The 417-nt window shown below is 64.7% G+C and carries 1 protein-coding gene; it reads left to right on the top strand.

Annotation, left to right across the window (positions count from 1 at the left end; all coding sequences use genetic code 11):
* Positions 1–417 (top strand): SAM-dependent methyltransferase (locus EOA86_RS38220; RefSeq protein WP_206630302.1); only part of this gene is annotated, 417 nt, incomplete at both ends.

The following is a 417-nucleotide window of genomic DNA, read 5'->3' as shown; positions in this document are numbered from 1 at the left end:
GGACGGCTACTATACGACGCGCGAGCCGTTCGGAGCTGCCGGCGACTTCGTCACCGCGCCGGAAATCAGCCAGATGTTCGGCGAGCTGGTCGCTGTCTGGCTCTACGAAGCCTGGCTGGCGAACGGCCGGCCGATGCCGGTCACCATCGCCGAGATCGGCCCCGGCCGGGGAACATTGATGAAGGACATGCTGCGCACGTTTTCGCGGCTCGATCCGGCGCTGACCGCCGGCGCATCGTTCGCCATGATCGAAACCAGCCCGAGGCTTGCAGATGTCCAGAAGCAAACGCTTGCCGCCACGCCTACCGCGATCGGCTGGCACGAAAGCATCGAGACGCTGCCGCAGACCCCGCTTTTCATCGTCGGCAATGAATTGTTCGATGCGGTGCCGATCCGCCAGTTCGTCCGTGCCGGAAC

This window comes from Mesorhizobium sp. M5C.F.Ca.IN.020.32.2.1 (assembly GCF_004023105.1).
Classification (GTDB): domain Bacteria; phylum Pseudomonadota; class Alphaproteobacteria; order Rhizobiales; family Rhizobiaceae; genus Mesorhizobium; species Mesorhizobium wenxiniae.
The sequence above is the reverse complement of the archived record's forward strand: the minus strand, read 5'-3'. Positions and strand labels throughout refer to the sequence as shown.